Annotated in this window: 24 protein-coding genes; 3 read left to right on the forward strand and 21 right to left on the reverse strand. The window is 70.4% G+C overall.

What is annotated here, in order from left to right:
• Positions 1-118 precede the first annotated feature (118 nt).
• Positions 119-790 (forward strand): endonuclease NucS, encoded by a 672-nt coding sequence (gene nucS, locus ACWCSV_RS16620; protein ID WP_451142759.1) that lies wholly within the window; start codon positions 119-121, stop codon positions 788-790.
• A 302-nt stretch (positions 791-1,092) separates the two neighbouring features.
• Here the strand turns inward: nucS and ACWCSV_RS16625 are convergent, their stop codons facing one another.
• From ACWCSV_RS16625 to ACWCSV_RS16635, 3 genes are all read right to left on the reverse strand, one after another.
• Complete coding sequence (locus ACWCSV_RS16625) at positions 1,093-3,702, reverse strand: ATP-binding protein (protein ID WP_451142761.1); 2,610 nt, start codon at positions 3,700-3,702, stop codon at positions 1,093-1,095.
• A gap of 299 nt (positions 3,703-4,001) precedes the next feature.
• Entirely contained in the window at positions 4,002-4,325 is a 324-nt protein-coding gene (locus tag ACWCSV_RS16630) for an STAS domain-containing protein (RefSeq protein ID WP_390965451.1), read from the reverse strand.
• A 274-nt stretch (positions 4,326-4,599) separates the two neighbouring features.
• A complete protein-coding gene (locus ACWCSV_RS16635) occupies positions 4,600-5,448 on the reverse strand; it encodes a 3-hydroxyacyl-CoA dehydrogenase family protein (protein ID WP_451142764.1) in 849 nt (282 codons plus the stop codon).
• A 254-nt stretch (positions 5,449-5,702) separates the two neighbouring features.
• On the opposite strand from ACWCSV_RS16635, the gene ACWCSV_RS16640 reads away from it, so the two are divergent.
• Together ACWCSV_RS16640 and ACWCSV_RS16645 are read left to right on the forward strand one after the other, a co-directional pair.
• A complete protein-coding gene (locus tag ACWCSV_RS16640; protein ID WP_451142766.1) occupies positions 5,703-6,275 on the forward strand; it encodes a cob(I)yrinic acid a,c-diamide adenosyltransferase in 573 nt (190 codons plus the stop codon).
• Positions 6,276-6,682: 407 nt separating this feature from the next.
• Entirely contained in the window at positions 6,683-8,569 is a 1,887-nt protein-coding gene (locus ACWCSV_RS16645; protein WP_451142768.1) for a glycosyl hydrolase family 18 protein, read from the forward strand.
• A 411-nt stretch (positions 8,570-8,980) separates the two neighbouring features.
• Here ACWCSV_RS16645 and ACWCSV_RS16650 read toward each other — a convergent pair whose 3' ends face one another.
• From ACWCSV_RS16650 to ACWCSV_RS16735, 18 genes are all read right to left on the reverse strand, one after another.
• Positions 8,981-9,427 (reverse strand): DUF2550 domain-containing protein, encoded by a 447-nt coding sequence (locus ACWCSV_RS16650; protein WP_386891234.1) that lies wholly within the window; start codon positions 9,425-9,427, stop codon positions 8,981-8,983.
• A gap of 165 nt (positions 9,428-9,592) precedes the next feature.
• Positions 9,593-9,967 carry a F0F1 ATP synthase subunit epsilon gene (locus ACWCSV_RS16655; RefSeq protein WP_327178001.1) on the reverse strand — a complete coding sequence of 125 codons (375 nt, stop codon included), beginning with the start codon at positions 9,965-9,967 and terminating at the stop codon, positions 9,593-9,595.
• A gap of 110 nt (positions 9,968-10,077) precedes the next feature.
• Positions 10,078-11,520 carry a F0F1 ATP synthase subunit beta gene (gene atpD, locus ACWCSV_RS16660; RefSeq protein ID WP_451142770.1) on the reverse strand — a complete coding sequence of 481 codons (1,443 nt, stop codon included), beginning with the start codon at positions 11,518-11,520 and terminating at the stop codon, positions 10,078-10,080.
• Positions 11,520-12,437: a F0F1 ATP synthase subunit gamma gene (locus ACWCSV_RS16665; RefSeq protein ID WP_451142772.1), complete on the reverse strand. Its 918-nt coding sequence runs from the start codon at positions 12,435-12,437 to the stop codon at positions 11,520-11,522. Before ACWCSV_RS16665 ends, atpD begins: the two co-directional genes overlap by 1 nt.
• Before the next feature lie 3 nt (positions 12,438-12,440).
• The gene (gene atpA / locus ACWCSV_RS16670; RefSeq protein ID WP_327177998.1) at positions 12,441-14,012 is read right to left on the reverse strand and encodes a F0F1 ATP synthase subunit alpha; all 1,572 of its coding nucleotides are present in this window, start codon (positions 14,010-14,012) and stop codon (positions 12,441-12,443) included.
• Positions 14,013-14,153: 141 nt separating this feature from the next.
• Positions 14,154-14,969: a F0F1 ATP synthase subunit delta gene (locus ACWCSV_RS16675; protein WP_451142775.1), complete on the reverse strand. Its 816-nt coding sequence runs from the start codon at positions 14,967-14,969 to the stop codon at positions 14,154-14,156.
• On the reverse strand, positions 14,966-15,511 hold the full coding sequence (locus ACWCSV_RS16680) for a F0F1 ATP synthase subunit B (protein ID WP_327177996.1): 546 nt from the start codon (positions 15,509-15,511) through the stop codon (positions 14,966-14,968). The genes ACWCSV_RS16675 and ACWCSV_RS16680 overlap by 4 nt, the downstream gene beginning before the upstream one ends.
• A gap of 44 nt (positions 15,512-15,555) precedes the next feature.
• Positions 15,556-15,795 (reverse strand): ATP synthase subunit c family protein, encoded by a 240-nt coding sequence (locus ACWCSV_RS16685; RefSeq protein ID WP_005311859.1) that lies wholly within the window; start codon positions 15,793-15,795, stop codon positions 15,556-15,558.
• 72 nt (positions 15,796-15,867) lie between these two features.
• A complete protein-coding gene (atpB, locus tag ACWCSV_RS16690; RefSeq protein ID WP_387365940.1) occupies positions 15,868-16,689 on the reverse strand; it encodes a F0F1 ATP synthase subunit A in 822 nt (273 codons plus the stop codon).
• Between the two features lie 226 nt (positions 16,690-16,915).
• Entirely contained in the window at positions 16,916-17,353 is a 438-nt protein-coding gene (locus tag ACWCSV_RS16695) for a hypothetical protein (RefSeq protein ID WP_451142777.1), read from the reverse strand.
• 263 nt (positions 17,354-17,616) lie between these two features.
• Complete coding sequence (locus ACWCSV_RS16700; RefSeq protein ID WP_451142779.1) at positions 17,617-18,999, reverse strand: MraY family glycosyltransferase; 1,383 nt, start codon at positions 18,997-18,999, stop codon at positions 17,617-17,619.
• Between the two features lie 163 nt (positions 19,000-19,162).
• Complete coding sequence (locus ACWCSV_RS16705; RefSeq protein ID WP_451142781.1) at positions 19,163-20,455, reverse strand: serine hydroxymethyltransferase; 1,293 nt, start codon at positions 20,453-20,455, stop codon at positions 19,163-19,165.
• A gap of 150 nt (positions 20,456-20,605) precedes the next feature.
• Positions 20,606-21,247 carry an arsenate reductase/protein-tyrosine-phosphatase family protein gene (locus ACWCSV_RS16710; RefSeq protein WP_451142783.1) on the reverse strand — a complete coding sequence of 214 codons (642 nt, stop codon included), beginning with the start codon at positions 21,245-21,247 and terminating at the stop codon, positions 20,606-20,608.
• Positions 21,244-21,891 (reverse strand): L-threonylcarbamoyladenylate synthase, encoded by a 648-nt coding sequence (locus ACWCSV_RS16715; protein ID WP_327177990.1) that lies wholly within the window; start codon positions 21,889-21,891, stop codon positions 21,244-21,246. The genes ACWCSV_RS16710 and ACWCSV_RS16715 overlap by 4 nt, the downstream gene beginning before the upstream one ends.
• A 70-nt stretch (positions 21,892-21,961) precedes the next feature.
• Positions 21,962-22,807: a peptide chain release factor N(5)-glutamine methyltransferase gene (gene prmC, locus ACWCSV_RS16720; protein ID WP_266709130.1), complete on the reverse strand. Its 846-nt coding sequence runs from the start codon at positions 22,805-22,807 to the stop codon at positions 21,962-21,964.
• A gap of 40 nt (positions 22,808-22,847) precedes the next feature.
• Positions 22,848-23,924 carry a peptide chain release factor 1 gene (prfA, locus tag ACWCSV_RS16725; RefSeq protein WP_390965436.1) on the reverse strand — a complete coding sequence of 359 codons (1,077 nt, stop codon included), beginning with the start codon at positions 23,922-23,924 and terminating at the stop codon, positions 22,848-22,850.
• Between the two features lie 148 nt (positions 23,925-24,072).
• Positions 24,073-24,297: a 50S ribosomal protein L31 gene (gene rpmE / locus ACWCSV_RS16730; protein WP_327177988.1), complete on the reverse strand. Its 225-nt coding sequence runs from the start codon at positions 24,295-24,297 to the stop codon at positions 24,073-24,075.
• 174 nt (positions 24,298-24,471) lie between these two features.
• Positions 24,472-25,575, reverse strand: coding sequence for an LCP family protein (locus tag ACWCSV_RS16735; RefSeq protein WP_451142785.1), 1,104 nt, complete (start codon positions 25,573-25,575; stop codon positions 24,472-24,474).
• Between the last annotated feature and the right edge of the window lie 96 nt (positions 25,576-25,671).

The following is a 25,671-nucleotide window of genomic DNA, read 5'->3' on the forward strand; positions in this document are numbered from 1 at the left end:
CGGCCAACAACGAACCCGAGCAAAGAGGGGCAAGACCCTGTGCGCTCCGGCAGGGGCTGGAGTGGCTCAGGAGGTGCGAATCGCGCCGACCACCCGTTGTCGAGTAGCGTTGCCGACCATGCGTCTCGTCATCGCCCGTTGCTCCGTCGACTACGCGGGCCGGCTCACCGCCCACCTGCCCTCCGCTCCCCGTCTGATCCTGGTGAAGGCGGACGGCAGCGTCTCGATCCACGCCGACGACCGGGCGTACAAACCGCTCAACTGGATGTCTCCGCCGTGCACCCTGAAGGAGGGCTCCGGCGACGACCGGAACATCTGGACCGTGGTGAACAAGGCGGGCGAAAAACTGATCATCACGATGGAGGAGATCCTCCACGACTCCTCGCACGAGCTCGGTGTCGATCCCGGCCTGATCAAGGACGGTGTGGAAGCGCACCTCCAGGAGTTGCTCGCCGACCGGATCGAGATCCTGGGCGAGGGCTACACCCTGATCCGCCGCGAATACCCCACCGCCATCGGCCCCGTGGACATCCTCTGCCGGGACGCCGAGGGTGCGACCGTGGCCGTGGAACTCAAGCGGCGCGGTGACATCGACGGCGTGGAACAGCTCACCCGTTATCTGGAACTGCTCAACCGCGATCCCCACCTGGCGCCGGTGCGGGGCGTCTTCGCGGCGCAGGAGATCAAGCCGCAGGCGCGGGTTCTCGCCACCGACCGCAAGATCGGCTGCGTGGTCCTGGACTACAACGCGATGCGCGGCATCGAGGACGACAAACTGCGACTGTTCTGATTTTCAGCCGCCCCGCGCCGGGCGCGGACGACCGGACGGCTTGGTCGACAAGCCGTCCGGTTATCGATGTTTCGGGCGGTGCCACCTGTCCGGAAAACACCAGGTAGTCCGGAAATCGAGGTCCCAGGTTCCGGACGGGACGGTGCGGGCCCCGGCTGCCGGAACGGGCCACGTCCCGACAGCCGGTACGACCGTATGACCCAGCCTCAGGTCCCGGTTCAGGTCTCCGCTCAGGTCCCGGTTCACGTCCCCGCTCAGGTCCCGGTTCAGGTCCTGGCTCAGGTCCCGGTTCACGTCCCCGCTCAGGCTCCGGCCGGTGTGGCCGTCGGGGTGCCGGGGCTTCCCCAGGGGCTCGCCTCGGCGGTACCGGACGCGGTGGCCGTGGCGCCGTCGCCTTCTCCGGTCCCGGTCCCGTCTCCGCCCCCGCTCTCCTCGCCTCCGGGAGTCGTGCTGCCGCCGGTCGGCGTGTCCGAGGGCGACGTGGAGGGCGACGCGCTGCCGTCCCCGGTGGCCGAGGGGTCCGGGCTGGAGCTCGTGGGGTCCGTGGGTGAGGTCGAGGCGGACCCGCCGGCCGGCGGGGTGGGCACCGAGCTGCCGGAGTCGCCCGCGGTGGGCGAGGTCGTACCAGGGGACGGGCTCTGCGCCGTACCGCTGCTGCCGGGGGTGGGTGTGCCGGTGCTGTCCGGGGTGGGTGTACCGGACGGGCCGGGCGGGGCGGAGGCGCTGCCGCTCGGTGCGGAGCCGCCCGTGCCGTCGTCCTGGGCCGGGGTGTCCTCGTCCGGGACCGTGCTCTCCTGGTCGCCGTCCTCGGCGGAGTGCCCCGGGGTGACGCTCCGGTTGCCCGTGTCCTCGCTGCCCGCGGTGGCGCCGAGCGTCACGACGGTACCGAGCACCGCGACCAGCAGCGCGCCCGCGCCCACGGCCACCAGGTTGCGCCGGGCCCCGGCGACGACGGTCCGGCCCACGGCCTTCACGCCATTCGGGCGTCCGCCCTTGCCCGGGGCCGTCGCCGCGTGCGTCACCACCGTCTGCGGCTCCTCCACCACCAGCGTCTGCCGCGGCAGGGAGGGCAGCGGGGGCAGGGCGGGCAGGATCTCCGTCACGGCGTGGTCGTCCCGGGAGCCCGCGGCGGTGTCCCCGCCCGTCCCGGGGAGGAGCGCGGCCGGTACGGGCCCGGACGGCAGGGCGCCGAACGGCAGGGCGCCGGACAGGTCCGTGACGAGGGCGAGCGCGCGGCGGCCGGCGACGGCGCCGGACCGGTCGGCGAGCGCGCCCCGCAGCCCGATCGACGCCTCCAGCTCGGCCCGCGCCCGGTCCAGGTGCCCGGCGCAGAGCGCGAGGACGCCCAACTCGTGGTGGAAGTACGCCTCTTCCGCGACCTCGCCGGCCAGCCGGGACGCCTCCTGGCCGACCCGCAGGGCCTTCTCCCAGGCGCCCCACTGGAGGGCGGCGGCGAAGGCGGGCCCGGCGCTCCGGGCGAGCCGGACGACGGTCGGGGCCGCCTCCGGGCCGCCGCCGGGGAGCAGGGCGGCCATCGCCGCGAGGACGGCGTCGGCCTCGGCGACCGCGCGGGCCGGGGTGACCGAGGGGTGCTTGGCCCACCAGGCGTAGTGGTCGGCGGCGGTACGGGCGCGGCCCTCGGCGTCCTCGGCGTAGCCGCCGAGCTCCAGCTGGGTCTGCACTCCGGCGGCCAGCCGGTAGCGGGAGCCTGCCGGGGAGAGGAGCCCGCATCCGTCGAGCTCGCCGAGCGCGGCGTCGGCGTGGGTGTGCCCGATCAGCGCCGGGAGGTGCGCCTGGTGAGGCACTTCGCCGCCGAGCGCCACGGCGAACCGCAGGGCTTCGCGGGCGGCCTCGCTGAGGCGGGAGGCGAGCAGCAGGGCGGGAGCGGCGGCCTCACCGATGCTGGGCAGCGGCACGTCGTCGCGGACCGGGACGAGAGGCACGGGCAGGGCCCCGGCGGGGCGTTCCTCGAAGGCGCCGTACTCGTCGAAGTCCTCCGGGATCTCCCGGAGCTGGTCGCGCTGGCGCAGCAGGGCGCCCGCCTGGACGAACCGGAGCGGCAGCCCCTCGGACTCGAACCAGAGGTCGCCCGCCCAGTTCGCCTCCTCGTCGGTGAGCGGCCGTCCGGCGACCCTGCCGAGCAGGTCGGTCGCGGCGGCGCGGCTCAGTCCGGCGAGGGAGACGTCGTCGAGTTCGGCGTCGGCGGCCACGTCGGGGGTCGTACCGAAGAGGAAGGCGCACTCGGGGGTGGCGTCGAGGAGTTCGCCCAGGGCGGCGCCGTCGATCTCCAGGTCGTCCACGACGACGACCGCGCCGATCCCGGAGAGGGCGGTCAGCAGTTCATCGTGTCCCGGCCGGTACAGCGGGGCGTCGTACACGGTCTCGTAGAGGGCCTGGAGCAGGTCGGGGGCGGTGCGCCGGTGGCCGGAGAGCCGGACGACGCCGTCGGGCGCGAGCTCCGCGCAGTCGGCGGCGACGGCGTCCAGCAGGGCCGTGCGGCCGGAGCCGGGCGGGCCGCCGAGGCGGACCGAGCGGCCCCGGGTGAGGAGCCGTACGAGCCGTCCGCGCTCTTCCTGACGCTCCAGCAGCGGCAGCTGCGGGGCGGGCGGGCCCGGCGGTACGGGGGGTTCCGCGGCCCGCTCGCGGGCGGCGCGGTCCTCGGCGGTGCGCTTCAGCGGCGCGGCCGGCCGTACGCCGGGCGGGCAGGGTTCGGCCTCGCTGCCGTCCACGGGGTTGACCGTGATCAGGAGGTCGCCGGATATGAGCCGGACGACGCGGGCCTTGGCCCCGGTCTGCGGCACGAGTTCGGTCGGCAGGACGTCACGGGACGGCCTGCGCCGGGCAGGCGCCTCGCCGTTCCCGTCGGTGTCGCGACCGCCGTACTGCTCCGGGTCCCGTGGTGTCGGATTCATCGTCCAAGTCCCCCAGACGCGTCGCGCTGCTGCCCGTCCGGCGCGCACGTGCCGCTGTTGCTCGTGGTGTCCGCCCGCGGGTTCGGTCGATCGGCGGACGGCCGAACCCTAATCCGTCCTCCGCTCCGTCGCGTCGGCGGGGGTGTACGCAGCCCGGGACGTCACGGTCTCATGTGTATTGCCCGGTTCGGCCGCCGGTCATGCCGGACCGTCGGCGGCTCGGCGGGCCAGGTGGACACGGCCCGGACGGTTCCCGCCCCGGGGCCGGCCGTCGTGCTCCCGGCGGGCTCCCGACCCCCTCAGACCCGGGGCAGCGATTCCGCGACGATCCCGCCCTCGATGGCCAGGATGCGGTGCAGCCGGGTCGCCACCAGCAGGCGCTGCATCTGCGGGGGTACGCCGCGCAGCACCAGGCGTCGTCCGGCACGGCCCGCCCTGCGGTGCACTCCCATGATGACGCCGAGTCCGGTGGCGTCCCAGGAGTCCAGCTCGGTCAGGTCGAGCACCAGGTCGCCGACGCCGTCGTCGACGGCGGCGTGCAGAGCCGTACGGGCGTCCGCCGCGCTTCGGACGTCGAGGCGGCCCCCGACGACCAGCTCGGCGTGGTCGCCCCTGATGTGCATATGCGCTCCCCGGTATCGCTTCGTACAAGAGTCCGTGTGGCCGCCCCCGCTTCTGCCACAACTGACTGCGGCTGGAGCGGGGAGGTTGCCACCTGTAAGCGAACCGATACCGAATTCACCCTGTGGGGTGATGTCGGTCCGCTGGTCCCGCACCGTTTCCGGTGCGGCTTCCCCTGGGCCGGACAGGTCCGGCCCCGCGTGGCCCGGGCGCCCCGGGGCCCGGGCGACGGCGCGGCGCGCGGCGCGAGGACCCCCGGGGGGACCGGGGTGGTGCTCAGTAGGTGTAGAAGCCCTGCCCGCTCTTGCGGCCGATGTCACCCGCGTCGACCATCCGGCGCATCAGCTCCGGGGCGGCGAACTTCTCGTCCTGAGACTCCGTGTAGATGTTGGACGTCGCGTGCAGGAGGATGTCGACGCCGGTCAGGTCGGCGGTCGCGAGGGGGCCCATGGCGTGGCCGAAGCCGAGCTTGCAGGCGGTGTCGATGTCCTCGGCGGTGGCGACGCCCGACTCGTAGAGCTTCGCGGCCTCGACCACGAGCGCGGAGATGAGGCGGGTGGTGACGAACCCCGCCACGTCCCGGTTGACGACGATGCAGGTCTTGCCGACCGACTCGGCGAACTGCCGCGCCGCGGCCAGGGTTTCGTCGCTCGTCTTGTAGCCCCGGACGAGTTCGCAGAGCCGCATCATCGGCACCGGTGAGAAGAAGTGCACCCCGACCACCCGCTCCGGGCGCTCCGTCACGGCCGCGATCTTGGTGATCGGGATGGCGGAGGTGTTGGAGGCCAGGACGGTGTCCTCCCGTACGACCTTGTCGAGGGTGCGGAAGATCTCGTGCTTGACCTCCAGCTTCTCGAACACGGCCTCGACCACGACGTCGACGTCGCTGACGGCGTCCAGGTCGGTGGTCGTGGTGATGCGGGCGAGGGCGGCCTCGGCATCGTCCGCCGTCAGCCTGCCCTTCGCGACGAACTTCTCGTACGACGCCTTCACCGAGTCGAGCCCACGGCTCAGGGCCTGGTCGGTGACGTCTCTCAGCACGACGTCCCAGCCGGCCTGGGCGGAGACCTGCGCGATACCGGACCCCATGAGTCCGGCCCCGATGACGGCGAGCTTCCCGGCCACGTCACACCCCTTTGGTCTTGTCACCCGTGCGGCAGTTTCTGACGCACTCTCTCCGACTGTCCTTCATGTGCTCCTCGGCGGAGATTAGTACCCGTGAGGGGCGGTGTGACCGCTTAGAGATGCGCGTCACGTCTCACATGACGGACATCACACCGGCCGGCGTCAGGCGTCGGCGCTCCGGGGGCAGTTGTGCGTGACCACGGCCACGCGAGGAAGGCGCGGAAGCGCCCCCGTGCTCCGCATAGCCTGGTCGCATGGTCAATCTGACGCGCATCTACACCCGTACCGGCGACACGGGCACGACCGCCCTCGGCGACATGAGCCGTACCGCCAAGACCGATCTGCGGATCTCGGCGTACGCGGACGCCAACGAGGCCAACGCGGCCATCGGGACGGCGGTGGCGCTCGGGCGGCTCTCCGAGGACGTGGTGAAGGTCCTCGTCCGGGTGCAGAACGACCTCTTCGACGTGGGCGCCGACCTGTCGACGCCGGTGGTGGAGAGCCCGAAGTACCCGCCGCTGCGGGTGGAGCAGGCGTACGTCGACAAGCTGGAGGCCGACTGCGACCACTTCCTGGAAGACCTGGAGAAGCTGAGGAGCTTCATCCTTCCGGGTGGTACGCCGGGTGCGGCGCTGCTCCACCAGGCGTGCACGGTGGTCCGGCGCGCGGAGCGCTCGACGTGGGCGGCGCTGGAGGTGCACGGCGAGGTGATGAACCCGCTGACGGCCACGTACCTCAACCGCCTCTCCGACCTGCTGTTCATCCTGGCGAGGACGGCGAACAAGGAGGTCGGGGACGTGCTCTGGGTGCCGGGCGGGGACCGCTGAGGGCTGCCTTCCCCCAAGCCGGCGACCGCCGGCGAACGCCGCGTGAGGTGCGGCACCCGGCCCCGCGGGCCGGGCCTGTGACGAAACGTCGGGCCCGGAGATCGCGGGGCCGCTTCGGGCTGCCCGGACGGTGGCGAACGCGCACGTCAGCACGGTGCCGGCCGCGGCCGAGCCTGCCGAATGGGCCTCAGAAGATGGTGTGCACACGGGAGTTGCCCCGGTGATCAGGTCCTCTACCGCCCAGTACTTCCCCTGGTCCAGACCTCTTGACGATTGGTCCAGACCTTCCTAGTCTCACCGCAACACACTGCGATGAGCGCGCACATGACAAGGCGTACTCAGGGCGGCGCAGGGTCTGCAGTCCACGAACCACCCCCCGTTTGTCGGACCTCACCCGAGGAGCACCGTTGAGCACCGCAACCCCCGAACGCCGGACCAGATTCGGCTGGGCGCTCAGAAGAAGCGCCAGGACCAAGGCGATAGCGGGCCTCTCCGCGCTGTTGCTGCCGATCGCCGCGATGGTCGGCCTCGCCACTCCCGCTTCGGCGGCCACCTCGGCCACCGCCACGTACGTCAAGAAGTCCGACTGGGGCACCGGCTTCGAGGGCCAGTGGACGGTGAAGAACACCGGCACCACCGCGCTCTCCTCGTGGACCATCGAGTGGGACTTCCCGTCCGGTACCTCGGTCACCTCCGCCTGGGACGCGACCGTCACCAGCTCCGGCACCCACTGGACCGCCAAGAACCTCGGCTGGAACGGCTCCCTCGCCGCCGGCGCGAGCATCAGCTTCGGCTTCAACGGTGCGGGCACCGGCTCCCCGGCGGCCTGCAAGCTGAACGGCGCCTCCTGTGACGGCGGCACGACGGTGCCGGGCAACAGCGCCCCGTCCGCCCCCGGCACCCCCACCGCGAGCGCCATCACCAACACCTCGGCGAAGCTGACCTGGACCGCCGCGACCGACGACTCGGGCATCAAGAACTACGACGTGCTGCGCGACGGGGCGAAGGTCGCCACCGTCACCACCACGACGTACACCGACAGCGCCCTGACCGCCGGTACCAGCTACTCGTACACCGTGCAGGCGCGCGACACCTCCGACGTGACGGGCCCGGTCTCCGGCGCGGTGAGCGTCAAGACCACCGGCGGCGGCACGACCGATCCCGGCACCCCCGGCACCGGCAGCAAGGTCAACCTCGGCTACTTCACCGAGTGGGGCGTCTACGGCCGCAACTACCACGTGAAGAACCTGGTCACCTCGGGTTCCGCCGAGCAGATCACGCACATCAACTACGCCTTCGGCAACGTCACCAACGGCCAGTGCGCCATCGGTGACTCCTACGCCGACTACGACAAGGCGTACACCGCGGACCAGGCCGTCGACGGGGTCGCCGACACCTGGGACCAGCCGCTGCGCGGCAACTTCAACCAGCTCCGCAAGCTGAAGGCCAAGTACCCGAACATCAAGATCCTCTGGTCCTTCGGCGGCTGGACCTGGTCCGGCGGCTTCCCCCAGGCCGCGCAGAACCCGGCCGCGTTCGCCCAGTCCTGCTACAACCTGGTCGAGGACCCGCGTTGGGCCGACGTCTTCGACGGCATCGACATCGACTGGGAGTACCCCAACGGCTGCGGTCTGACCTGTGACACCAGCGGCCCGGCGGCCCTGAAGAACCTCACCTCGGCGCTGCGCAGCAAGTTCGGCTCCTCCGCCCTGGTCACCGCCGCCATCACGGCGGACGGCTCCGCCGGCGGCAAGATCGACGCGGCCGACTACGCGGGCGCCTCGGCGAACCTCAACTGGTACAACGTCATGACGTACGACTTCTTCGGCGCCTGGGCGACCACCGGTCCGACGGCCCCGCACTCGCCGCTGACCTCGTACTCCGGCATCCCGCAGGCCGGCTTCACCAGCGCCGACGCCATCGCCAAGCTCAAGGCCCAGGGCGTCCCGGCGGCCAAGCTGCTCCTCGGCATCGGCTTCTACGGACGCGGCTGGACCGGCGTCACCCAGGACGCGCCCGGCGGCACCGCCACCGGCGCGGCGGCCGGCACCTACGAGGCCGGTATCGAGGACTACAAGGTCCTGAAGACCAGTTGCCCGGCCACCGGCACCATCGCCGGTACGGCCTACGCCCACTGCGGCACCAACTGGTGGAGCTACGACACCCCGGCCACCATCGCCTCGAAGATGGCGTGGGCGAAGAACCAGGGCCTGGGCGGCGCGTTCTTCTGGGAGTTCAGCGGCGACACCAGCAACGGTGAGCTCGTGAAGGCGATGGGCACCAACCTCAAGTAGCCCTCCCCCAGGGCCCCGGCCCTGAAGAGCACCACCCCCGAAAGCGCCGGGGAGACAGGTCCGCCCCCTGTCTCCCCGGTCTTTCGTCGTTCCTGGAGGTCTCGCACGGGGCGGTACGCACGGGGCGAGACGCGCGGGCGAGACGCACGGCGGCATGCGGGTCGCTACGCCGGTGTCCTACGGGTCGCCGTGGCCCGTACGCGTACGAGCCGGGCGGACCACCGCACCCGGAACAGCACCCCGCACGGGCACCCGGAAGCGGCAACCGGGACAGCGGCACCGGACAGCACCGGACAAGCGCGCCCGGACAACAGAGAAGGCCGGGGAGCGATCACCCGGCCCTGCCCGGGACACAGCCGGTCCCGGAGCACGTTCACGTTCACCGCGGGACGCGACCCGCGGGCGTACCCACTACGCCACGTTCACCCGCTGGCCGGGCGGTGCCGCCTCCAGCCATGCGAGGAAACCCGTCAGCGCGTCCTCGCTCATCGCCAGCTCCAGGCGGGTCCCCCGCAGGAGACAGCCGAGCACGACGGAGTCGGAGAGGAGCGCCAGCTCCTCCTCGCCCTCGGGGAGCCGGCGGTCGACCACCTCGATGGCACCGCGTTCCAGGGCGCGGCGCGGACGCGGGGAGTAGGAGAACACCCGGAACCAGTCGACCCGGTCACCGCTGTAGCGGGCGACTCCGTAGACCCAGCCCTTGCCGGTGGGGTCCGGTTCCGTGGACACGTCCCAGCGCAGACTGCAGTCGAAGGTCCCGCCCGAGCGCTGGATGAGCCGCCGGCGCAGACCGAAGACGAAGAGTCCCACCAGGATCAGTACGAGGACGACTCCGCCCACCCACAACGCGAGGACCATCTCCACCGACCTCCTCGCATCGTCGAGTAACCAGAAAACGAACCGCACCCGCATCGCCTCAGCCGCGACACGGTCTGGATAATTCCAGCTCGGGCCGCGGCTGAGTAAAAACTTCTCCCCGAAAGGCGCTAACGCCCCTCTCGGGCAACACTGCCGGTCACAGCACTAGTGCGCCGACACCGCACGCAGTCGTACGTCCGCGCGTCGCTCGGCGGCGGCGTCCGTGTCCGACTTCGCCCGCTCCAGCGCGCGCTCGGCACGCTGGACGTCGATCTCGTCGGCAAGCTCGGCGATCTCGGCCAGCAGCGACAGCTTGTCGTCCGCGAACGAGATGAATCCGCCGTGCACGGCGGCGACGACGGTGCCGCCGTCGCTCGTACGGACGGTCACCGGGCCCGATTCCAGCACACCCAGAAGCGGCTGGTGACCGGGCATGACGCCGATGTCGCCGGACGTGGTGCGCGCGACGACCAGGGTGGCCTCGCCGGACCAGACACTGCGGTCCGCGGCGACCAGCTCGACATGCAGCTCAGCAGCCAAGGGTGGCTCCTCGGGTCACCACCCGGCCGTAGTTGCCGGGTGTTGGGTCAATTCTACGGGGCGTGGTGAGGGGGGTGGGACACGCCCACCCCCCTCGGTGAGCCGGAGGCTCAGGAGACGCCGAGCTCCTTGGCGTTGGCCTTGAGGTCCTCAATGCCACCGCACATGAAGAACGCCTGCTCGGGGAAGTGGTCGTACTCCCCGTCACAGATGGAGTTGAACGCCGCGATCGACTCGTCGAGCGGAACGTCCGAACCGTCCAGGCCGGTGAACTGCTTGGCGGCGTGGGTGTTCTGCGACAGGAAGCGCTCGACGCGACGGGCACGGTGGACGACGAGCTTGTCCTCTTCGCCCAGCTCGTCGATACCGAGGATCGCGATGATGTCCTGGAGGTCCTTGTACTTCTGCAGGATCCCCTTGACGCGGCTGGCCGTGTCGTAGTGGTCCTGCGCGATGTAGCGCGGGTCCAGGATGCGGGACGTGGAGTCCAGCGGGTCCACGGCCGGGTAGATGCCCTTCTCGGAGATCGGACGGGAGAGAACCGTCGTCGCGTCGAGGTGGGCGAACGTGGTGGCCGGGGCCGGGTCGGTCAGGTCGTCCGCGGGGACGTAGATCGCCTGCATCGAGGTGATCGAGTGACCACGCGTCGAGGTGATGCGCTCCTGGAGCACACCCATCTCGTCGGCCAGGGTCGGCTGGTAACCCACTGCGGACGGCATGCGGCCGAGCAGCGTGGAGACCTCGGAACCGGCCTGCGTGAAGCGGAAGATGTTGTCGATGAAGAGCAGCACGTCCTGCTTCTGCACATCGCGGAAGTACTCCGCCATGGTCAGGGCGGACAGCGCGACCCGCAGACGGGTGCCCGGCGGCTCGTCCATCTGGCCGAAGACCAGCGCGGTCTTGTCCAGGACGCCCGAGTCGGTCATCTCGTCGATGAGGTCGTTGCCCTCACGGGTGCGCTCGCCGACACCGGCGAACACCGACACACCGTCGTGCAGCTTCGCCACACGCATGATCATTTCCTGGATGAGGACCGTCTTGCCGACGCCCGCACCACCGAACAGACCGATCTTGCCGCCCTTGACGTACGGGGTCAGCAGGTCGACGACCTTCAGGCCGGTCTCGAACATCTCGGTCTTCGACTCGAGCTGGTCGAAGGCCGGGGCCTTGCGGTGGATCGGCCAGCGCTCGGTGATCTGCGCCTCGGCCTCCGGCTCGTTCAGGATCTGACCGAGGGTGTTGAACACCTTGCCCTTGGTGATGTCACCGACGGGAACGGTGATGCCCGCGCCCGTGTCGGTCACCGGGGCCTGGCGGACCAGACCGTCGGTCGGCTGCATCGAGATCGCGCGGACCACGCCGTCGCCCAGGTGCTGGGCGACCTCGAGGGTCAGCGTCTTACGAGCGCCGGCCTCGGCCGGGTCGTCGACCTGGACGTGCAGCGCGTTGTAGATGTCCGGCATCGCGTCGACGGGGAACTCCACGTCGACGACCGGGCCGATCACCCGGGCGACGCGGCCCGTGGCAACGGCCGTCTCAACTGTGGTCGTCATTACTTGTCACTCCCCGCGGTCGCGTCGGCCAGCGCACTGGCTCCACCGACGATCTCGCTGATTTCCTGGGTGATTTCGGCCTGGCGGGCCGCGTTGGCAAGCCGGGAGAGGCTCTTGATGAGATCCCCGGCGTTGTCGGTGGCCGACTTCATCGCGCGGCGGCGGGCAGCGTGCTCGGAAGCAGCGGCCTGCAGCAGCGCGTTGTAGATGCGGCTCTCGACGTAGCGCGGCAGAAGGGCGTCGAGGACGTCCTCAGCCGACGGCTCGAAGTCGAACAGGGGAAGGATCTCCCCCTTCGTACCGTTCTCTTCCACGACCTTGTCGAGGGAGAGCGGCAGCATCCGGTCCTCGATGGCGTTCTGCGTCATCATCGACACGAATTCCGTGAAGACGATGTGCAGTTCGTCGACGCCACCCTCGGCCGGCTCCTTGGAGATGGCCTCGATGAGGGGTGCGGCGACCGCCTTGGCGTCCGCGTACGACGGGTTGTCGGTGAAGCCCGTCCAGGACTCCGCGACCGTCCGCTCACGGAAGCCGTAGTAGGCGACACCCTTGCGGCCGACGATGTAGGTGTCGACCTCCTTGCCCTCCGCGCCAAGACGCTCCCGGAGGCGCTCCGCCGCCTTGATGGCGTTGGAGGAGTAGCCGCCGGCCAGACCGCGGTCGCTCGTGAGGAGCAGGACCGCGGCCCGGGTCGGAGCCTCGGCCTCGGTGGTGAGCGGGTGCTTGGTGGTGGAGCCGGTCGCCACCGCGGTCACCGCGCGGGTGAGCTCGGTGGCGTACGGCAGCGACGCCGCCACCTTGCGCTGCGCCTTGACGATGCGCGAGGCGGCGATCATCTCCATCGCCTTGGTGATCTTCTTGGTCGCGGTGACGGCTTGGATGCGGCGCTTGTAAACGCGAAGCTGAGCGCCCATCGATCAGCCCTCGCCCAGAAGCTTGCCGTCCGAGGTCTCGAACTGCTGCTTGAACGCGGCAATGGCGTCAGCGATCGACTGCAGCGTGTCGTCCGACATCTTGCCGCCCTCGACGATGCTGGTCAGGAGGTCCTTGCGCTCGCGGCGCAGGTAGTCCAGCAGCTCGCTCTCGAAGCGACGGATGTCCTCGACCGGGACGTCGTCCATCTTGCCGGTGGTGCCGGCCCAGACGGAGACGACCTGCTCCTCGACGGGGTACGGGGCGTACTGCGGCTGCTTCAGCAGCTCGACCATGCGCTTACCGCGCTCCAGCGACGCCTTGGAGGCCGCGTCCAGGTCGGAACCGAAGGCGGCGAACGCCTCCAGCTCGCGGTACTGGGCGAGGTCCACGCGCAGTCGGCCGGAGACCTGCTTCATGGCCTTGTGCTGGGCGGAGCCACCGACTCGGGAGACCGAGATACCGACGTTGAGCGCCGGACGCTGACCCGCGTTGAACAGGTCGGACTCCAGGAAGCACTGGCCGTCGGTGATGGAGATGACGTTGGTCGGGATGAACGCCGACACGTCGTTCGCCTTGGTCTCGACGATCGGCAGACCGGTCATCGAACCGGAACCCATCTCGTCGGAGAGCTTGGCGCAGCGCTCCAGCAGACGCGAGTGCAAGTAGAAGACGTCGCCCGGGTAGGCCTCGCGGCCCGGCGGACGGCGCAGCAGAAGCGACACGGCGCGGTAGGCGTCGGCCTGCTTCGAAAGGTCGTCGAAGATGATCAGGACGTGCTTGCCCTGGTACATCCAGTGCTGGCCGATGGCCGAACCGGTGTACGGCGCCAGGTACTTGAAGCCGGCCGGGTCGGACGCCGGGGCGGCGACGATGGTCGTGTACTCCAGCGCGCCGGCCTCTTCGAGGGCACCGCGCACCGAGGCGATGGTGGAGCCCTTCTGACCGATGGCGACGTAGATGCAGCGCACCTGCTTGTTCACGTCGCCCGAGCGCCAGTTGTCGCGCTGGTTGATGATCGTGTCGACGGCCAGAGCGGTCTTACCCGTCTGACGGTCGCCGATGATCAGCTGACGCTGGCCGCGGCCGATCGGCACCATCGCGTCGACGGCCTTGTAGCCGGTCTGCATGGGCTCGTGGACCGACTTGCGGACCATGACGCCCGGGGCCTGCAGCTCGAGGGCGCGTCGGCCGTCGGTCGCGATCTCGCCGAGACCGTCGATCGGGTTGCCGAGCGGGTCGACGACGCGGCCGAGGTAGCCCTCGCCGACGCCGACGGAGAGCACCTCACCGGTGCGCTGCACCGGCTGGCCCTCCTCGATTCCGCTGAACTCGCCGAGGACGATCGCACCGATCTCGCGCTCCTCGAGGTTGAGGGCGAGACCGAGGGTGCCGTCCTCGAACTTCAGCAGCTCGTTCGCCATGGCGGAGGGCAGGCCCTCCACCTTCGCGATGCCGTCGCCGGCAACGCTGACCGTACCGACCTCCTCGCGCGAGGCCGCGTCCGGCTGGTACGACTGGACAAAGTTCTCCAGTGCGTCCCGGATCTCCTCCGGCCGGATCGTGAGCTCCGCCATCTGGGTTCCCTGCTCTCCTTGTTGGGCCCGAAGTTTCTTAAGGGGGTCTGGGGGCCGACCCCCAGGAATCTTCTGCAGTTTCTGCACGGCCCAACCGGGCCGCAGGTGTTGCTCGTTCTGGTTCTGTAGCGAAGGCTGGCGTCAGCCGGCCATGCGACGGGTCGCCTCGTCGAGGCGGTCCGCGATGGTGCCGTTGATGACCTCGTCACCGACGCGCACCGAAACTCCGCCGAGGACCTCGGGGTCCACGTCCAGGTTCAGGTGCATCTGCCGGCCGTAGATCTTCGCCAGCGCCGCGCCGAGGCGCTGCTTCTGCACGTCGGTCAGCGGCACCGCGGAGGTGACCACGGCGACGGTGCGTTCCCGACGGGCCGCGGCGAGCTTGGACAGGGACTCGAGTCCCGCCTCCAGGCTACGTCCACGGGGGTGCGTGACCAGGCGCGTGACGAGACGCTCGGTCGCCGGGCGGCTCTTCCCGCCGAGCAGGCTGCGCAGCAGCGTGCCCTTCGCGGCGGGGGTGGCCGTACGGCTGGTGAGCGCGGAGCGCAGCGCCGTGTCGGAGGAGACGATCCGGCCGAACCGGAACACCTCGTCCTCGACGTCGTCGAGCGCACCCGCACGCTGGGCCGCGGTGAGGTCGGCGGTGGCCGCCAGCTCCTCGATCGCGTCCACCAGGTCGCGCGAGGAGGACCAGCGCGAGCGGACCATGCCCGAGACCAGGTCGACGGCTTCGCCGCTCACCTGACCGCCGAACAGTCGGCCCGCGAGCCCGGCCTTGCCCTCGCCGCTCTGCGCCGGGTCGGTGAGGACCCGACGCAGCGAGACCTCACGGTCGAGCAGCGCGGTGACGGATGCCAGCTCCTCGGCGAGCTTCTCGGCGTCGACCGACGTGTTGTCGGTCAGCGCGTCGAGCCGCTCGCGCGCGGCAGCCAGTGCCTCGCGGCTCGCGTGGTTCATCGGACGGCCTCGGCCTTCGCCTCGAGCTCGTCGAGGAACCGGTCGACGGTGCCGCTCTGCCGGGCGTGGTCCTCCAGGGACTCGCCGACGAGCTTGCCGGCCAGGTCGGTGGCGAGCTTGCCCACGTCCTGACGCAGCGCGGCGGCCGCGGACTTGCGGTCGGCCTCGATCTGGGCGTGACCGGCAGCGATGATCTCCTCACGCTGCCGCTGGCCTTCCGCCTTCATCTCCTGGATGATGACGGCGCCCTGCTCCTGCGCCTCCTGGCGCAGTCGAGCGGCCTCGTGACGCGCCTCGGCGAGCTGAGCCTTGTACTGCTCAAGAACGCTCTGCGCCTCGGTCTGGGCCGCATCGGCCTTTTCGATACCGCCTTCGATGGCCTCGCGGCGCTCGTCCAGAACCTTGTTGATGTTCGGGAGGAGCTTCTTGGCGAGGAGACCGAAGACGATGAGGAAGGCGATGAGGCCGATGACGAGCTCGGGAATCGGCGGGATGAGGGGGTTTTCCGCCTCTTCGGCCGCGAGCTGAACCAGGGGGTTCACATCAGTGCCTTTCGTCTCGGTTGCTGGTCGTCAGGGCCTGAGGATCAGGAGCCGTAGACGAACGGCATGACCAGACCGATGAGGGCGAGCGCCTCACAGAAGGCGAAGCCGAGGATCTGGTTGGCGCGGATCAGGCCGGCAGCCTCGGGCTGACGGGCGAGGGCCTGGGTGCCGTTACCGAAGATGATGCCGACGCCGACGCCGGGGCCGATCGCGGCGAGGCCGTAACCGATGGAGCCGAGAGCCTTCAGGTCGCCAGTGACAGCGGCGAGGGTCTGGGACATGCCAGTCTTCCTTCTCTTTCAAGGACCGATGGGGGTTGGCCATCGGACGAATAAGGGTCGGGTGCGTGAGGCTCAGTGGTGCTTGGCGAGCGCGCCCTGGATGAAGGTGCAAGTCAGGAGTACGAAGACGTACGCCTGCAGCGCCTGGACAAAGAGCTCGAACGCGGTCATCACGATGACCATCACGAACGAGACGCCGGCGTAGGCGATACCGATGCCGTTGAGCAGGTACCAGCTGGCGATCGTGAACAGCAGCAGCAGCGTGTGGCCCGCGAACATGTTCGCGAACAGTCGCACCGCGTGCGTGAACGGGCGGACGAGCAGGTTCGAGAAGAGCTCGATGAACGCGGCCAGCCAGGCGACCGGGCCGAGCGACTTGTCGAAGCCGGTGATGTTCTTCCAGCCGCCGACGAACCCGTGCTTCTTGAACGTCAGGCTCACCCAGAGCACGTAGACGATCAGGGCGAGGACGATCGGGTACGCGATGATCGACGTCACGGGGAACTGCGCGACCGGGATGATCGACCAGAGGTTCATCATCCACACGAAGAAGAACAGCGAGACGACGAGCGGGACGTACTTCTCGCCCTCGCGCTTGCCGATGGTCTCGTGCACGACACCGCGGCGGATGAAGTCGTAACCCATCTCGGCGACGGACTGCAGCTTGCCGGGGACGATCTTGGGCTTGGCGAACGCGGCCCAGAAGAAACCGACGATGATGACCGAGCCCAGCAGGGCCAGCAGCATCGGCTTGTTGAAGTACAGGTTGCTGTCCGCATCGCCCCAGAGGGGTTCGAACAGGAACGAGTGCAGGCCGGGTGCCGGGAAACCACAACCGTCAAAGATGTGGCAATCGGTCTCGAAGGCGAGCACCTGTGTCGGGTCAGCACTCACCGCGGGCTCCTTCAGCGTGGCGCATAGGTACGGCAACCTCGTTGTGTCGGCGCGGCGCGCAGCCGCGGTTCGGCACTGGACTGGTGTTTCGGATGTGAGAGCGGCAGTCAGGCATGTGAGCCTCGCGATCGGGCAGGCGTCAGCTCACATGCCCGCGCCCGCAGTGCCGCAGTTGGAACCGGACGATAGCAGGGTCCGGATCGGGCATTTATTCCGCCCCTACCCTTCACGTCGAGGAGCCGGTCTTTTCGGGCTTTGCGGCCTTGCCGGACTCGGGTTCGACGTAGAGGATCTTGGCCTTCATGTACGCACGGGCCTGGGCACCGATCCATACGAGGGTGAGCGCGACCAGTGAGATCGCGAACGCCTTCGGGTTGAACGCGGTCGTGTTCTTGAACAGGGCGACGAAGATCACCATCAGCAGGAGCTGGGCGGTGTACAGCATCAGCCCCATCATCTGGAACAGATGCGGGAGGGACCGGGCGGTCCGCTGCAGGACGACGAGTCCGAGCCCCATGAAGAAGATTGAGACCACCGCCCCGACGAGCGCGCCGAGCGCCCCCTTGCCGCCGGCCACACCCGCGCTGACGGCCACGGCGATGACGCCGGCGGCAGCGGTGGGCAGGGCGGTGTGGAGGAGGATCCGGGCGTCGTTGGTCGGCATGGCGGCAGCTCCGCTTGCTTGGGGTGGGCAAATGGTGTCGTCATGGACGAGCGTAGGCCCGGTCCGAGTCGATGCCTGAGGCCAATGGACCGACGTACTCGGGTCCTTCGGCTCTGTCACCGGGTCTCGTGAACGGTATCACAAACTATTTGATGAGGTCTTTACCTCAAACGTGTGCCAACTGTCACACGTGAGGACTAGTTGCTTGCGTGGCGCGCGACAACCTGACGACTTGTCTGGTAAGGGCTACGGCGTCCGAAAGGTCAACGCGAGGAATCGGCTTTGCGTCGATCGGAGAACCGCGAACGAGTGCCGATCGCGGTCGCTCCGTTGACGCCGGAGACACCCACCGCGACCCGTGCGCCCTCGGAGCCCTCGTCCGCGAGGTGCGAGCCGTGGACTTCCGGGGCGGCCGCTCCCCCGTCGGGCAGCTCCTCGTGGGGCCCCTCGGGAAGGACGACCCGGCGCCGGCGCCGGTAGCGGGGCGGCACCAGGGAGTTGGCCCAGCGCGGGGCGCGCGGCGTGAAGCGCGGCAGCAGGAGCAGCACCAGCCCGACGGCGCTGAGGAAGACGATCACCAGCACGATCCACATCGACGCCGAGTGCACCGAGTATCCGACGGCGCCGAAGGCGATCAGCGCCGACCAGAAGTACATGATCAGCACGGACCGGCTGTGCGAGTGGCCGATCTCCAGCAGCCGGTGGTGCAGGTGGCCGCGGTCCGCGGCGAACGGCGACTGGCCGTTCCAGGTGCGCCGCACGATCGCGAGCACGAGGTCGGCGGCGGGGATCGCGATGATCGTCAGCGGCAGCAGCAGCGGGATGAAGACCGGCAGCATCGCGTGGGTGGCCTGCCGCTCGCTCCCCTCGAAGAGCTTCATCGCGTCCGGGTCGACCTGCCCGGTCACCGAGATCGCGCCGGCGGCGAGCACCAGGCCGATCAGCATCGAGCCGGAGTCGCCCATGAAGATCCGGGCGGGGTGCATGTTGTGCGGCAGGAAGCCGAGGCACATGCCCATGAGGATCGCGGCGAAGAGCGTGGCCGGGGCGGCGGCCTCGATGCCGTACCCGTACCAGAGGCGGTAGGTGTACAGGAAGAACGCGGCGGCCGCGATGCAGACCATGCCGGCGGCGAGGCCGTCCAGGCCGTCGACGAAGTTCACCGCGTTGATGGTGATGACGACCAGGGCGACCGTGAGCAGGGTGCCCTGCCAGGGGGTGAGCGCCACCGTCCCGACGCCGGGGATGGGCAGCCAGAGGATCGTCAGGCCCTGGATGACCATGACGGCCGCGGCGATCATCTGGCCGCCGAGCTTGATCAGGGCGTCGATCTCGAACTTGTCGTCCAGGACGCCGATCAGCCAGATCAGCGCGGCCCCCGAGAGCAACGCCCTCGGTTCGTTGGAGAGTTCGAAGACCCCGCCGAGGTTGAACAGGTGCGAGGCGACGATCAGCCCCGCGCACAGTCCGCCGAACATGGCGATGCCACCGAGCCGCGGTGTCGGTTCCCGGTGCACGTCGCGCGCGCGGATCGCGGGCATGGCCCCGATCGCGATGGCGAACTTCCGCACCGGTCCGGTCAGCAGATAGGTCACTGCGGCCGCGACACACAGCGTCAGCAGGTAATCACGCACGGGCTGCCCCACAGATTTCGCCGGCCATCTCAGCCCCACACCCTAGCCCCACGAGCAAGGACATCAGGGAACGGGTGACGGTTCCACAGGTTTCGCCCGGGGCTTCCGGCGGATCGTGCCGGACTCGCGCGCCCCGGCACCGCTCCCCGGTCCAGCCCGGTCCGGACGGAAGCCCCTACCCCTGAGGGAGCGGGTACCGCTCGGTGAATCCTCGCACGTCGGCCCGGATACGATCATGGTCGGCCCCGTCCCGGACCGCGTCGGCGAGCAGGACGGCGATCCGGGCCATGTCCGCCTCGTCCATGCCCTGGGTGGTGACCGCCGCCGTGCCCAGCCGGATGCCCCGGCCGTGGCCGTCCGTGAGGGCGGCGGCTCCCTTGTGCGGCAGCGCGCACGCGTCCAGGACCACGCCGGCGGCGGCGAGGCGGTCGCGGGCGGTGCGCCCGTCGACGCCGAGCGGCGCCGGGTCGGCCAGGACCAGGTGGGTGTCGGTGCCGCCGGTCGCGACCTCGAACCCCTCCGCCTCCAGCGCGGCGGCGAGCACCCGGGCGTTGGCGACGACCCGGTGCGCGTACATCGCGTACGCGGGTGTCGCCGCCTCCCCGAACGCGACGGCCTTCGCGGCGATGGTGTGCATCTGCGCCCCGCCCTGGGTGAACGGGAAGACCGCGCGGTCGATCCGCCCGGCCAGCTCCGCCCGGCAGAGCAGCATCCCGCCGCGCGGCCCGCGCAGCACCTTGTGCGTGGTGGCGCAGACCACGTCGGCGTACGGCACCGGGTTGGGCGCCGCTCCCCCGGCGATCAGCCCCATCGGGTGTGCGGCGTCGACGATCAGGCGGGCGCCGGCCTCGTCGGCGATCTCGCGGAAGAGCGCGTAGTCGGGGTGGCGGGGGTAGGAGATCGAGCCGCAGACGATCGCCTTGGGCCGGCGGGCGCGGGCCAGGGCGCGTACCCGGTCGTAGTCGATCAGTCCGGTGTCCGGGTCGACTCCGTAGCCGGTGAAGTCGAACCAGCGTCCGGAGAAGTTGCCCGGCGACCCGTGCGTGAGGTGGCCGCCGGAGGTCAGGCCCATGGCCAGTACGGCGTCGCCGGGGCGCAGCAGGGCCGCGTAGGCGGCGAGCACGGCGGAGGAGCCGGAGTGCGGCTGGACGTTGGCGTGCTCGGCGCCGAAGAGGGCGGTGGCGCGGGAGACCGCGATGCGCTCGGCGGCGTCCACGTGGTCGCAGCCGCCGTGGTGGCGGGCGCCGGGGTAGCCCTCGGCGTACTTGTTGGCGAGCGGCGAGGCGAGCGCGGCCAGGACGGCGGGCGAGCTGAAATTCTCGGCGGCGATCAGCTGGAGCGAGCCGGCCTGCCGGAACGCCTCGTCCCGGAGCACCTCGGCGATCTCCGGATCGGTGCGCGGCAGCGGGCCGGGGTCCCACTGCGGGGCGGCGGGCGGCAGTGGTGCGGTGGGGGTGCTGACCGGCATCTGACGGCTCCGGGCCTGAAGGAGTGCGGTGGGGGGCTTCGCATCCAATGTAGGCCGGTGGGCGCCCGTACGCCCGCCGCGAAAGGGCCGGTGGGGCCGGTCGGCGCAAGGGTGGGTGCCCCCGGCCGGAGTACGTCTCGGGGGCGCGTCTCAGTGGTGCGCGGGCACGCCGGTGAGCGCGGTGACGACCGGGTCGAGCGCCTGGTTGATCTCGTCCCCGATCGAGCGGAAGAAGGTGATCGGGGCGCCGTACGGGTCGTACACCTCGTCGGCGTCGACGGTCGGGGCGAGCAGCCAGCCGCGCAGCGCTGCGGCGGCGCGGACCAGTGCGCGGGCGCGCTCGACCACGCCCTCGTCGTCGGCGTCCGGCAGGGTCGCGGGGTCTATGGCCCGCACGAGCCGGGTGAACTCCTTCAGGGTGAAGGTGCGCAGACCCGCGGAGTGGCCCATCGAGATGACCTGCGCGCGGTGGTCGCGGGTCGCGGTGAGCACCAGGTCGGCGCGGATCACGTGCTCGTCGAGGAGCTCGCGGCCGACGAAGCCGGTGGCGTCCGCGCCGAAGTCGGCGAGGACGATCTCGGCGTTCGCCTCCATGGGGGCGCCTTCGTGTCCCCAGGTGCCGGCGCTCTCCACGATGAGGCCGCCCTGGAGCGGATCGCCGAGGCGGTCCACCAGGGCATGGCGGGTCAGCCGCTCGGTGATGGGCGAGCGGCAGACGTTGCCGGTGCTGACGTGGAGAATGCGGAAGTGGTCGGTCTGCCCCGCTATGCCACGCCCCTCAGGGGCGGTCAATTGGCCACCTCGAGGTCGGGTACCACCTTGCGCAGTTCCTCGACGGACAGGGCGCCGGCGCGCAGCAGGACCGGGACCTTGCCGGTGACGTCGACGATGGAGGACGGGACGTTGCCCGGGGTGGGGCCGCCGTCGAGGTAGACGGAGACGGAGTCCCCGAGCATCTCCTGGGCGGCGTCGCAGGTCTCCGGGGACGGGTGGCCGGTGAGGTTGGCGCTGGAGACGCCCATCGGGCCGACCTCGGTGAGGAGTTCGATGGCGACCGGGTGCAGCGGCATCCGGACGGCGACGGTGCCGCGGGTGTCGCCGAGGTCCCACTGGAGCGACGGCTGGTGCTTGGCGACGAGGGTGAGGGCGCCGGGCCAGAAGGCGTCGACGAGCTCCCACGCCTGCTCGGAGAAGTCGGTGACCAGGCCGTGCAGCGTGTTCGGGGAGCCGATGAGGACCGGGGTGGGCATGTTGCGCCCGCGGCCCTTGGCGTCCAGCAGGTCCGCGACGGCCTCCGAGGAGAAGGCGTCCGCACCGATGCCGTACACGGTGTCGGTGGGCAGCACGACCAGTTCGCCGCGACGGACCGCCGAGGCGGCTTCACGCAGCCCGGTCGTACGGTCGGTCGCGTCGTTGCAGTCGTATCGCCGTGCCATCAGCCGGCCTCCTCAAGCGGGTACGGGTAAAGGTGGGACAGGCAGTGCGGGCACGGGGCCGCCGCGCCGGTCACGGCATGGCCTTGCGGGCCGTGGCGAACCGCGGGCGGTTGTTGAGGTCCGGGTGGTCGGCCGCGTCGGCCCAGCCGCGTTCCTCGGTGAAGATCCAGGGGACCTGGCCGCCCTGGGTGTCGGCGTGCTCGATGACGACGAGGCCGCCGGGGCGGAGCAGGCGGTGCGCGGTGCGCTCGATGCCGCGGATGGTGTCGAGGCCGTCCTCGCCGGAGAACAGCGCCATCTGCGGGTCGTGGTCGCGGGCCTCGGGCGCGACGTACTCCCACTCGGTGAGCGGGATGTACGGCGGGTTGGAGATCACCAGGTCGACCTGGCCGTCGAGCTCGGGAAGGGCGCTCAGGGCGTCTCCGCGGTGCACGGTGACCCTGGACCCCTCGGCGTTCTTCCTGGTCCACGTCAGGGCGTCCTCGGAAAGCTCCACGGCGTGCACGCGCGAGCGCGGCACCTCCTGGGCCATGGCGAGGGCGATGGCCCCGGAGCCGGTGCAGAGGTCGACGATGAGCGGCTCGACGACGTCCATCGCGCGGACCGCGTCTATGGCCCAGCCGACGACCGACTCGGTCTCCGGGCGCGGCACGAACACCCCGGGGCCGACCTGGAGCTCCAGGTAGCGGAAGAAGGCGCGGCCGGTGATGTGCTGGAGGGGTTCGCGGTTCTCGCGGCGCGCGATGGTCTCCCAGTAGCGCGCGTCGAAGTCCGCGTCCGGCACCCGGTGCAGCTCGCCCCGCTTGACTCCGTGGACGAAGGCCGCGAGCTCCTCGGCATCGAATCGCGGTGAGGGGACACCGGCGTCGGCCAGCCGCTGGGTGGCCTGGGCCACCTCGGCGAGCAGCAGGTTCATCGCGGATCTCCGTACGGGTTCACGGGCGGGGCGGGCGGGATCAGGCGTTGGCGAGCTTGGCGGCGGAGTCGGCGTCGACGCACGCCTGGATCACCGCGTCGAGGTCCCCGTCGAGGACCTGGTCCAAGTTGTACGCCTTGAAGCCGACGCGGTGGTCCGAGATGCGGTTTTCCGGGAAGTTGTACGTACGGATCTTCTCGGAGCGGTCGACGGTGCGCACCTGGCTGCGGCGGACGTCGGAGGCTTCCTGCTCGGCGGCCTCCTGGGCGGCGGCGAGCAGCCGGGACCGCAGGATGCGCATGGCCTGCTCCTTGTTCTGGAGCTGGCTCTTCTCGTTCTGGCAGGAGGCGACGACACCGGTCGGCAGGTGCGTGATGCGGACGGCGGAGTCGGTCGTGTTGACGGACTGGCCGCCGGGGCCGGAGGACCGGTACACGTCGATGCGGAGGTCGTTGGCGTGGATCTCGACCTCGACCTCCTCGGCCTCGGGGGTCACGAGGACGCCGGCGGCGGAGGTGTGGATGCGGCCCTGGGACTCGGTGGAGGGCACGCGCTGCACGCGGTGCACGCCGCCCTCGTACTTCATCCGGGCCCAGACGCCCTGGCCGGGCTCGGTGGCCCCGTTGCCGCCCTTGGTCTTCACGGCGACCTGGACGTCCTTGTAGCCGCCGAGCTCGGACTCGGTGGAGTCGATGATCTCGGTCTTCCACCCGATGCGCTCGGCGTAGCGGAGGTACATGCGGAGCAGGTCACCGGCGAACAGGGCCGACTCGTCGCCGCCCGCACCCGCCTTGATCTCCAGGAGCACGTCCTTGTCGTCGCTCGGGTCGCGCGGAACGAGAAGGAGGCGCAGGTGCTCGGTGAGCTCCTCGCGCTGCTTCTCCAGCTCCTTGACCTCGGCGGCGAAGTCGGGGTCGTCGGCGGCGAACTCGCGTGCGGTCACGATGTCGTCGCCGGTCCGCTTCCAGGACCGGTACGTGGAGACGATCGGGGTCAGCTCCGCGTAGCGCTTGTTGAGCTTGCGCGCGTTGGCCTGATCCGCGTGGACCGACGGGTCGGCGAGCTTCTTCTCGAGATCGGCGTGTTCACCGATCAGTTCCTCGACCGCCTCGAACATCTTCGGGCTCCTGGGTGGGGGTGACTTCTACGGGCCTGCTGGAGGAAGGTGCCGGTCGGGTCCCCGGGTCGCCCCCAGGACCCGACCGGAAAAAACGCCGGTTCCCGCCGCCCCCGAAAGGGCGCCCGAGAACCGGCGCTGTGGCTCGCTACTTGGCGGCGGAGCCTGCACCCTTGCCGAAGCGGGCCTCGAAGCGGGCCACACGGCCGCCGGTGTCGAGGATCTTCTGCTTGCCCGTGTAGAACGGGTGGCACTCGGAGCAGACGTCGGCACGGATGGTGCCGTTGTCGATGGTGCTCCGGGTGGTGAACGACGCGCCACAGGTGCAGCTGACCTGCGTCTCGACGTACGTGGGGTGAATGTCGCGCTTCAAGGTGTCTCCTAGTTTCGGGAGGGCTCCGGGTCGTCCGCGCGGATTGCGCGTCCGTGAACCGGGGCCGACGTACCAGTCTGCCAGGACCGGCCGTATCTCCCAAAACGGGGGTACGGGCCGGTCTATTCCCCGCCGGACCGGCCGGGGTGCGGCGGCGGTGTCCCGGGGGGACCGTCAGCGCACGACGACGCCGGCGGAGCCCTTGTCGCCGGCCGAGTCCGCGGTGGCGGAGGCGGGGATCGCGGTGTCCGCGCGCAGGGCCTTCCAGACCTCCTGCGCGTCCTTCTCCAGCGGGAGGACCCGGTTGGGGTCCGCCGGGTCGTACTGGACGGGCAGGGTGACCATGTCGACGTCGTTGGCGCCGAGGCCCTTGAGCCCGTTCGCGAATCCGGTGAGCTTGGTGACCGAGGCGAGGTCGGAGTCGGTGGTGATGGCCTTGGTGGCGGTGTTCGCCAGTCCGAACAGCTTGGCGGGGTTGGTGAACACTCCCACCGACTTGACCTGCTTCATCAGCGCCTTCACGAACGCCTGCTGGAGCTGGATGCGGCCGAGGTCGCTGCCGTCGCCGACGCTCTTGCGGGTACGGACGAGGCCGAGGGCCTGTTCGCCGTCGAGAGTGTGCGTGCCGGGGGCGAGGTCGAGATGGCTGCCGGGGTCGTCGATCGCCTCGCTGGTGGTGATCTCGACACCGCCCAGCTGGTCGACGAGCTTCTTGAAGCCGGTGAAGTCGACCTCGACGTAGTGGTCCATGCGGATGCCGGACATCGCCTCGACGGTCTTCACCGTGCAGGCCGGACCGCCCACCTGGTAGGCCGAGTTGAACATCTGGTCGGTGGCCGCGGGGGCCTGCTGCCCGGTGTCGGGGTCGGTGCAGGCGGGCCGGTCGACGAGGGTGTCGCGCGGGATCGAGACGATACTGGCCGACTTGTGGCCCTTGTTGACGTGCACGACCATCGCGGTGTCCGAACGGGCACCGCCCTGGTCCTTGCCGTACTCGGCGTTGGCGCCGGAGCGGGAGTCCGAGCCGAGCACCAGGATGTCCTCGGAGCCGTTGTCGACGTTGTCGGGGCGGTCCGTGCCGAGGGCCGCGTTGATGTCGACGCCCTTGAGGTTCCCGTCGAGTGCGAAGTACGCGTAGGCGAGGCCCGATCCGCCGAGGACCACGACCCCCGCCGCCGTCCAGGCCACCACCGTCTTCACCCGGCGCCGGCGCGAAGGCTTTCTCCGCCGGCTGCCGGTGCCGCGTATGCGGCCCGTACCTCTGCTCTGCTCGCTCATGGTGTTCCCTCGTTCCAGGTTCCCCGCTGCTCCCTGCTCCCCCCTGCCGGTGTGGTCCCGGCACGGTCGGGTCGTCTCTCGGATGGACGCCGAAGC

The organism is Streptomyces sp. NPDC001770, from assembly GCF_053596135.1.

Excerpts from the sequence above, each read along its gene's own strand:
- nucS (WP_451142759.1), top strand. The coding sequence starts at position 119 with ATGCGTCTCGTCATCGCCCGTTGCTCCGTCGACTACGCGGGCCGGCTC.
- ACWCSV_RS16625 (WP_451142761.1), bottom strand. The coding sequence starts at position 3,702 with ATGAATCCGACACCACGGGACCCGGAGCAGTACGGCGGTCGCGACACC.
- ACWCSV_RS16630 (WP_390965451.1), bottom strand. The coding sequence starts at position 4,325 with ATGCACATCAGGGGCGACCACGCCGAGCTGGTCGTCGGGGGCCGCCTC.
- ACWCSV_RS16640 (WP_451142766.1), top strand. The coding sequence starts at position 5,703 with ATGGTCAATCTGACGCGCATCTACACCCGTACCGGCGACACGGGCACG.
- ACWCSV_RS16650 (WP_386891234.1), bottom strand. The coding sequence starts at position 9,427 with ATGGTCCTCGCGTTGTGGGTGGGCGGAGTCGTCCTCGTACTGATCCTG.
- atpD (WP_451142770.1), bottom strand. The coding sequence starts at position 11,520 with ATGACGACCACAGTTGAGACGGCCGTTGCCACGGGCCGCGTCGCCCGG.
- ACWCSV_RS16665 (WP_451142772.1), bottom strand. The coding sequence starts at position 12,437 with ATGGGCGCTCAGCTTCGCGTTTACAAGCGCCGCATCCAAGCCGTCACC.
- atpA (WP_327177998.1), bottom strand. The coding sequence starts at position 14,012 with ATGGCGGAGCTCACGATCCGGCCGGAGGAGATCCGGGACGCACTGGAG.
- ACWCSV_RS16675 (WP_451142775.1), bottom strand. The coding sequence starts at position 14,969 with ATGAACCACGCGAGCCGCGAGGCACTGGCTGCCGCGCGCGAGCGGCTC.
- ACWCSV_RS16685 (WP_005311859.1), bottom strand. The coding sequence starts at position 15,795 with ATGTCCCAGACCCTCGCCGCTGTCACTGGCGACCTGAAGGCTCTCGGC.
- ACWCSV_RS16695 (WP_451142777.1), bottom strand. The coding sequence starts at position 17,353 with ATGCCGACCAACGACGCCCGGATCCTCCTCCACACCGCCCTGCCCACC.
- ACWCSV_RS16705 (WP_451142781.1), bottom strand. The coding sequence starts at position 20,455 with ATGCCGGTCAGCACCCCCACCGCACCACTGCCGCCCGCCGCCCCGCAG.
- ACWCSV_RS16715 (WP_327177990.1), bottom strand. The coding sequence starts at position 21,891 with ATGGCACGGCGATACGACTGCAACGACGCGACCGACCGTACGACCGGG.
- prmC (WP_266709130.1), bottom strand. The coding sequence starts at position 22,807 with ATGAACCTGCTGCTCGCCGAGGTGGCCCAGGCCACCCAGCGGCTGGCC.
- prfA (WP_390965436.1), bottom strand. The coding sequence starts at position 23,924 with ATGTTCGAGGCGGTCGAGGAACTGATCGGTGAACACGCCGATCTCGAG.
- ACWCSV_RS16735 (WP_451142785.1), bottom strand. The coding sequence starts at position 25,575 with ATGAGCGAGCAGAGCAGAGGTACGGGCCGCATACGCGGCACCGGCAGC.